This window comes from Dokdonella sp. (genome assembly GCF_036518555.1).
Lineage (GTDB): Bacteria > Pseudomonadota > Gammaproteobacteria > Xanthomonadales > Rhodanobacteraceae > Dokdonella_A.
This window is the reverse complement of record NZ_DATDMY010000070.1, coordinates 1-7,484: the sequence shown is the minus strand read 5'-3', so window position 1 is coordinate 7,484 and position 7,484 is coordinate 1. Positions and strand designations below refer to the sequence as shown.

The 7,484-nt window shown below is 70.1% G+C and carries 7 protein-coding genes and 1 pseudogene; 5 read left to right on the top strand and 3 right to left on the bottom strand.

Features of this window, described 5'->3' with window-relative positions:
* Positions 1–533 (bottom strand): annotated as a pseudogene (locus tag VI238_RS04615) (hemolysin secretion protein D); the annotation flags it as partial.
* Between the two features lie 9 nt (positions 534–542).
* Complete coding sequence (locus VI238_RS04610) at positions 543–1,208, bottom strand: TetR/AcrR family transcriptional regulator (RefSeq protein WP_331648941.1); 666 nt, start codon at positions 1,206–1,208, stop codon at positions 543–545.
* A 205-nt stretch (positions 1,209–1,413) separates the two neighbouring features.
* Between VI238_RS04610 and VI238_RS04605 the strand changes: the two genes are divergently transcribed.
* The 4 genes from VI238_RS04605 (at position 1,414) to VI238_RS04590 (ending at position 5,169) form a co-directional block, all read left to right on the top strand.
* Positions 1,414–2,421, top strand: a complete 1,008-nt coding sequence (locus VI238_RS04605; RefSeq protein WP_331648939.1) for a PhoH family protein — start codon at positions 1,414–1,416, stop codon at positions 2,419–2,421.
* Complete coding sequence (gene ybeY / locus VI238_RS04600) at positions 2,411–2,938, top strand: rRNA maturation RNase YbeY (RefSeq protein ID WP_331648936.1); 528 nt, start codon at positions 2,411–2,413, stop codon at positions 2,936–2,938. The genes VI238_RS04605 and ybeY overlap by 11 nt, the downstream gene beginning before the upstream one ends.
* 118 nt (positions 2,939–3,056) lie before the next feature.
* Positions 3,057–3,899, top strand: coding sequence for an HlyC/CorC family transporter (locus VI238_RS04595; protein WP_331648934.1), 843 nt, complete (start codon positions 3,057–3,059; stop codon positions 3,897–3,899).
* A gap of 28 nt (positions 3,900–3,927) precedes the next feature.
* On the top strand, positions 3,928–5,169 hold the full coding sequence (locus VI238_RS04590; protein ID WP_331648932.1) for a DUF4105 domain-containing protein: 1,242 nt from the start codon (positions 3,928–3,930) through the stop codon (positions 5,167–5,169).
* Positions 5,170–5,209: 40 nt separating this feature from the next.
* Here VI238_RS04590 and VI238_RS04585 read toward each other — a convergent pair whose 3' ends face one another.
* A complete protein-coding gene (locus VI238_RS04585; RefSeq protein WP_331648930.1) occupies positions 5,210–6,901 on the bottom strand; it encodes a hypothetical protein in 1,692 nt (563 codons plus the stop codon).
* 220 nt (positions 6,902–7,121) lie between these two features.
* Here VI238_RS04585 and VI238_RS04580 point away from each other — a divergent pair.
* On the top strand, positions 7,122–7,484 hold a 363-nt coding region (locus tag VI238_RS04580), incomplete at its 3' end, for a CorA family divalent cation transporter (RefSeq protein ID WP_331648928.1).

Here is a 7,484-nt window from a genome sequence, read left to right as displayed (position 1 = left end):
CGCGTACCGTGCAAGCGTTCGTCGAGCGCCGCACGCGCCGCGCTCACCCTGCCGTCGGCGTTGCCGGCTGCCGCGCGCGCGCGGTCGAGATCGGCGGCGGCGACGTAGTTGCGGTCCTTCAGCGGCAGCAGGCGCGCGTAGTACGCACGCGCCTCGCGCGCCTCGGCCTCGCTCGCGGCGAGGTTCGCGCGCGCCTGTGCGATCTCCTCCGCGCGCGGGCCCGCTTTCAGCTCGGCCAGCGCGTCGCGCGCCCGCTGCGCGGCGGCCTCGGCGGCGGCCAGCAGCGCCTTCGTGTGCGCAGGATCGAGTTCGAGCAGCGGCTGGCCCGCGGCAACCTGCTCGCCTTCGTGCGCGTCGATGCGGACGATGCGCTCGGCCGCCGGCGACGGCAGGCTCACGCGATCGAATTCGAGCGTACCGAGCGCCTGCGGCGGCGACTTCGCGCACGCGCCGAGCAGCAGCAGCGCCGCGACGATCGACGGCCGCACGTTGGCGGCGATGCGGCTGCGCGAACTGAAAGGGCATGTCTTCACGAACGACTCCTAGCCGACACCGAGGCCGCGATCGAGCAGCGCGATCGTGTGCGCGCGCAGCGAGTCGGCACCGATGTCGGACGCGTGGAACAGGCTGCGCCAGATCGGCGCGCTCGCGGCCGGAAACAGCGTGAGCCCCATCATCGAGACGACGAGAAGGCGCGGATCGAGGTCCGGATTGAGCGTGCCTTCGCGCTGCGCCTGCGCGAACTTCGCGGCGAGCGCCTGCGGAATCTGCGGCGCGACGCGCGTGAGCACGACGTCGCGCAGCGCGCCGCCTTCGCACAGCACTTCTCGCACCCACAGCGCGGGCAGCCATGGGTAGCGCTCGACGAGCGCGCCGACACCGCCGACGAAGGCGGCGACGAGCGCGGCGACCTCGCCGTCGAGCGGCAGCGTCGAGCGGAACGACGCGATCGCCGGCAGCACGCGCTCGTCGACGACCGCCTGGCGCAGTTGCGTCGCATCGCCGAAGTAGTAGTGCAGCAGCGCAGGCGTGACCCCCGCCTCGCGCGCGATCGCGCGCAGCGACGTCGCCGCGATACCGTCGCGCACGTAGCACGCGAGCGCCGCGTCGAGCAGGCGCGGACGCAGTTCCGGACTCGCGGCGGCGGGGCGGCCCGGCGTGCGTGGTCGGACGCCAACGGGCCGCCTGGCAGGGCGTTTCGTGGCCATTCGCATAATTTAATTCTTCGTTTAATTAGATGCAATCACCTCTCGTTTCACGGCGCTGGAAAATCAGCGCCCGAACGACAGCGAAGCCGCGAGCACGAGCGCGGCTCCGGAACGCCGTGCGGAATCGCCTGCATGAAGCACTCCTGTATGCGCCCCGAGGCCAACTGTGGCCCAACCCGGCGCCGCGCGCTACGCTTCGACGCCCATGACCGACCTCACCCACCACGATTTCGAGCTCGAGCCCGACGACGGCGAGCGTCTCGCCAATCTCGCCGGCCCGTTCGACGAGCACCTGCGCCAGATCGAACTGCGCCTCGGCGTCGAGATCGCCAACCGCGGCAACGTATTCCGCGTGACCGGCAGCGAGCATGCGGTCAAGCTCGGCGAGCGCGTGCTGCGCGACCTCTATGCGGCCACCGGGCATGAAACGCTGACCGGCGCGCAGGTGAACCTGCGCCTGTCCGAATCGGGCATCGATGCGCTCGATGCGCGCGCGGCCGAAGGCGCGCAGGACGTCGCGATCAAGACCAAGCGCGGAACGATCCGCGGCCGCGGCGCCAACCAGCAGCGTTACCTGCACGCGATCGCGACGCACGACGTCAACTTCGGCGTCGGTCCCGCCGGCACCGGCAAGACCTACCTCGCCGTCGCGATGGCGGTCGACGCGCTCAACGACAACCGCGTGCAGCGCCTCATCCTCGTGCGGCCCGCGGTCGAGGCCGGCGAGAAGCTCGGTTTCCTGCCCGGCGACCTCACCCAGAAGGTCGACCCGTACCTGCGCCCGCTCTACGACGCGCTGTACGAGATGCTCGGCATCGAGAAGGTGGGCAAGCTCGTCGAGCGCAACGTGATCGAGATCGCGCCGCTCGCGTACATGCGCGGGCGCACGCTCAATGACGCGTTCGTGATCCTCGACGAGGCGCAGAACACGACCGTCGAGCAGATGAAGATGTTCCTCACGCGCATCGGCTTCGGCTCGGTCGCGGTCGTCACCGGCGACATGACGCAGAACGACCTGCCGCGCCACGTGAAATCCGGCCTGCACGACGCGATCGAGGTGCTGCGGGACGTCGACGGCGTGAGCTTCACGTTCTTCACCGCGAAGGACGTCGTGCGCCACCCGCTCGTGCAGCGCATCGTGCGCGCGTACGAGCAGCGCGAGGCGACCGCGGACACGCTCGCGTCGAAGGCGACGCGTACCGATGAAGGTTGAACCACGCCGGCGTCGCCTCGAGAAGGGCGCCGCGCGCGACCGCGACGACTCGCGTGTCTGCCTGTGGCTGCGCAACGAGGCCGGCCGCAAGGGCGTGCCCGTGCTGCGCACGTTCGAGCGCTGGCTCGCCGCGATCCCCGAACTCGAGCAGAGACCGGGCTGGACGGAACTCAACATCCTCATCGTCGGCCGTGCGGCCGGCCGGCGCTACAACCGCCAGTTCCGCGGCCGCGACTACGCGACCAACGTGCTGAGCTTCCCGTACGAACCCGCGCCCGGCGAGCACAGCGGCCTGCTCGGCGACCTCGTCATCTGCGCGCCGGTCGTCGCACGCGAGGCGCGCGAACAGGGCAAGGATGCGCGCGACCATTTCGCGCACATGACGATCCACGGCGTGCTACACCTGCTCGGCTACGACCACGAGGACGAGCGCGACGCCGAACGCATGGAAGCGCTCGAGACACACATCCTCGCCGGGCTCGGCATCGTCGATCCGTACCGCCACGACGCCACCTGATGCGCATTTTTCGTAGCTGCATCAGCCATTTGCGGAGGCTTCGCCGTACCGCAACCTTGCCGTCTTCGCGCTTTTGCTACACTGCCGCCCCGCCCGCAAGGGCTCGCAGCGGCACCCAATGAGCGAGGACCCTCCCAGTACACCCCCGCCACGATCGTGGTTCGAGCGCATCACGCAGGCGCTCTCCGGCGAACCGCAGAGTCGCGAGGAACTCATCGACGAGCTGCGTCACGCGCAGGCCAACGGCCTCCTCTCGAACGACACCCTGTCGATGCTCGAGGGCGCGATCGAGGTCGCCGACCTCACCGTATCCGACGTCATGGTGCCGCGCGCGCAGATGGTCTCGCTGCCGATCGACGCGCCGCTCAAGCAGATCCTCGCCGACGTGCTCGAGTCGGGGCACTCGCGCTTTCCGGTGCACGCGGGCGACAAGGACGAGATCCTCGGCATCCTGCTCGCCAAGGACCTGCTGCGCTGCTTCGCCGAAGGCGCCGACTGCGACATCCGCAAGCTGCTGCGGCCGGTCACGATGATCCCCGAGTCGAAGCGGCTGAACATCCTCCTGAAGGAGTTCCGCCTGTCGCGCAACCACATGGCGATCGTCGTCGACGAATACGGCGGCGTCGCCGGGCTCATCACGATCGAGGACGTGCTCGAGCAGATCGTCGGCGACATCGGCGACGAACACGACGACGACGACGACAAGCACACGATGATCCAGCCTGCGCCCAACGGCGACTTCCTCGTCAACGCGCTCACGCCGATCGCGGAATTCAACGAGCGCTTCGGCTGCGACCTCAGCGACGAGGCGTTCGACACCGTCGGCGGCATGATCACCTCGGAGATCGGCCACCTGCCCGAAGTCGGCGAGGAAACGACGCTCGGCGGCTTTCATTTCCACGTGACGAAGGCCGACGCGCGCCGCGTGCAGCAGTTTGCGGTACGGGTACACGAGGCATGATGCGCGCGGAAGCGGCGGGACCGACGCCTTGAGCGCGCCGTGGCGTGCCGCGTGCGCGCGCGCCTGCGCCCTCGCGCTGTCGCTGTTCGTCGCATCCGGCGCCGCGCACGCGCAGGCGGGCGACGTCTCGGCGCTGCCCGCGGCGGCGGCGCCGACCGCACCCGAAGTCAGCCTGCTCACGATCGGCCCCGGCGAGATCTTCTTCGAACGCTTCGGCCACAACGCGATCGTCGTGCGCGATCCGGCGAGCGGCAGCGCGATCGCCTACAACTACGGCATCTTCGATTTCGACCAGCAGGATTTCTTGCTCAACTTCGCGCGCGGCCGCATGCGCTATCGCATGGCGGCGGACGATCTCGCCGACGACCTCGACATGTACCGCTACGAGCGGCGCGAGATCGTCGAGCAGCGGCTCGCGCTGACGCCCGAACAGACGCGCACGCTGGTCGAGTTCCTCGAATGGAACGTGCGCCCGGAGAACGTGCAGTACCACTACGACTATTTCGAGGCCAACTGCTCGACGCGCGTGCGCGACGCGCTCGACCACGCACTCGGCGGCGCGCTGCACGCGCAGAGCGAGGGCCGCTCGCGCGGCTATACCTGGCGCCTCGACGCCCTGCGCCTGATGGCGCCGGAGCCGTGGCTGATGCTGCTCATCGACCTCGGCCTCGGCCCGTACGCGGACCAGCGCATCGACTACTGGCAGGAAAGTTTCGTGCCCGCGACGCTCGCGGACGTCGTCGCCGGTGCAAACAACGGCAGCGTGCCGTTCGCGGCGCCCGCGGTCACGCTCGCGCGCGGCGAGATCGAACCCTCGCCCGCACTGCCGCCCGACCTGCGTTGGCCGTTCCTCGGCCTCGGCCTCGCGCTGGGCGCGGTCCTCCACGCGCTCGGCGGTTCGACGCGCGCCTCGCGCCGCGTACCGCTCGCGACCTTCGCGCTGCTGTTCGAGCTGTTCTGCGGCATCGGCGGCCTGCTGCTGCTGTTCCTCTGGTTCGGCACCGAGCATCGCGCGGCGTGGCGCAATGAGAACCTGCTGCTGCTGAATCCCCTCTGCCTCGCGCTTGTGCCCGCATGGTTCGGCATCGCGCGTGGCCGCCTGCGCGATCGGCCGCGCGCGCGCGTGATCGCGTGGCTCGTCGTGCTCGGCGCCGCACTCGCGCTGTTCTCTAAGATCCTGCCGACGTTCGCGCAGGCCAACCTGCACTGGATCGTGCTGTTCCTGCCGATCCATCTCGCGCTCGCGCTGCGCCTGCGGTCGCAGGCATGAACCGGTGCCGGCGCGGGGCCGGCACCGATGAACGCGCGCGTCAAGGCAGCTGCGGCGTTTCGAAGCCGTCGTCGAAGATCACGTCGGTTCCGTCCTCGACGTCGTGGATGCTCACCGAGTCGAGCGCCATGTACATGCCGAACTGACCGCCCGCGGCGACGACCCACGACGCCTTCTCGAAGAATTCGGGGCCGAACGTGCGGTCGATGCGACCGAGGTCGTCCGAATCGAACATGTCGCCGCGCGGATTGAACAACTCGAACTCCATCGACTGGCCAGCGGTCGCGGTCGGCGTGTCGAACAGGTGGATGCCGTCCGACAGCGGATAGTCGTTGTTGATCCAGACGCCCGGGCCGGACGGAGTCGCGACGAGCGAGTCGCTCGCCGTGCCCGCGACGAGCGAGAACGTATCGAGTTCGACCGGGTACGACGTCGCTTCGCCCGGCTCGACCTCGACGCCGTCCGGCGCGATGCGGAACGTCATCGTCACCGGCGTGCCGACGGGCACGCCTGCGAACGGGCCGTCCGGCAGGTCGTTCCAGTCCACCGTGCCGTGCGCCTCGAGCAGCGCATGTCGCGGGGCGTCGTCGTGCAGGTCGATCACGAACGAGTTCAACGCGTCGTTCGGATCGACGCCCCAGCCGCCGATCGCGAGCCCATCCGCCGACACCGCCGTGGCCGTCAGCAGCGACCAGCCCGCGGGGATCGCCACGCCGTGCGCGCTCGCGTAGTCGTCGAGCCGCACCATGCCCGTCGCGGGCGTCCACACCGTCGCGAAGAACATCGGGAACGCACCACTGCGGCCGACGATGACGTTGCCGTCATCGCTGACGCCGAATGCGTACGACGCGGGCGGGAATCCCTGCACTGCGCCGTCGCCGACGCGTGCACTCGCGCGCTCCGGATGCGCCGCGACGAGCGCGGCGCGCGCGGGTGATGCGGGCGCGGCCACCGCGCGGCGGCCGGGCGCGAGCGCGGGAACGCCGAGCGGCTGCACGCCCGTCGCCGCGGTCCAGCGCCAGGCCGAACTGCCGTCGGGCGTCGCGAGGCCGCTGCCGACGACGACGCGGCCGTCGCGGCTGCCGCCGTCGGCTTCTCCGACGGAATGGCCGTCGGCGTCGAGGAGGTCGCTCGGCACGCCGTCGTGCCAGACCACCGCGCTGCGGAAACCGTCGTCCTGGTCGTTCCAGCCCCAGATCACGCGGCCGTCGGCGCTGACGCCGTTCGCGCGCGAGGCGTTGCCGGGGCGATCGACGGCCAGGCGCGCGATGCCCGCATCCGCGTCCCAGCGGAACGCGATCGCATTGCCGGTGTCGTCGTAGGCGAGCCCGACCGCGACGTTCGTGTCGGATACGCCGTAGCCGACGCTGAGCGTGCCGTCGAGGCCGGCGGCGTCGGGCATGCCGCCGATTTCGACCGGTCCGCCGACGAGATCGCTGTTGCTGTAGGCGAGCGCGGCGACGTCGAGCGTGGCCGCGTTGGTCCACGCGCCGGCGATCGGCTGCGCCCACGAGCTCATGCCCTCGGCCTCGACGAAGCCGGTCAGCACGGACGCGCCGCGGTCCTTCGCCCAACGCCACCCGCTCTCGCCGGCGATGCCGGCTGCGATGCGACCGTTGTGGGACAGGCTCGTCATCTGGCCGTTGGCCACGCCGAGATCGACGAAACGGCCGGCATACGCATGGCCGGAGAACACGGCGAAGATGATGGCGGCGTGCAGCGATATACGCATGGATGACCCCGATGTGCGAGTGACGTTCGATGCGGACGCGGATGTCCGCCCGGCCCGCGCCGCGGGCCCATGCGATTGTCGGCAGCGGCCGCCGCAAGGCATTCGCGCTTCATTCGCGTTCGACTCACGCGCCGTCACGGGCGTGGTCGGACGGCCGCGCCGGCCCTACGCCGGCATCCGCGCGATTGCCGCGTTCATGTCGGGCGCGGCATGATGCGCCATGGACCTTCCCGCCAGCCCGCTGCCGACCGACCCGACCTGCAAGGATCCGATGGTCGTCAATTGCGTCGCGTACTCCGCCGACGGACGTCGCCTGCGCGACATCACGGTCGAGGAGATCAGCGACGTCCTCGAGACGCCCGACGAATGGGTCTGGGTCGGCGTGCGCGAACCGAGCGAGGACCTGCTCGAGACGCTGCGCGAGGAGTTCGGCCTGCACGAGCTCGCGGTCGAGGACGCGCACAACGCGCACCAGCGCCCGAAGATCGAGGTCTACGGCGACTCGCTGTTCATCGTCGCGCACACCTCGCAGGTCGTCGCCGGCAAGATCGCGTTCGGCGAAACGCACATCTTCATGGGCAAG

What these genes read in the sequence shown, in the direction of transcription:
- VI238_RS04610 (WP_331648941.1), bottom strand. Translation starts at nt 1,208, where the DNA reads ATGGCCACGAAACGCCCTGCCAGGCGGCCCGTTGGCGTCCGACCACGC.
- VI238_RS04595 (WP_331648934.1), top strand. Translation starts at nt 3,057, where the DNA reads ATGAGCGAGGACCCTCCCAGTACACCCCCGCCACGATCGTGGTTCGAG.
- VI238_RS04585 (WP_331648930.1), bottom strand. Translation starts at nt 6,901, where the DNA reads ATGCGTATATCGCTGCACGCCGCCATCATCTTCGCCGTGTTCTCCGGC.
- VI238_RS04605 (WP_331648939.1), top strand. Translation starts at nt 1,414, where the DNA reads ATGACCGACCTCACCCACCACGATTTCGAGCTCGAGCCCGACGACGGC.
- ybeY (WP_331648936.1), top strand. Translation starts at nt 2,411, where the DNA reads ATGAAGGTTGAACCACGCCGGCGTCGCCTCGAGAAGGGCGCCGCGCGC.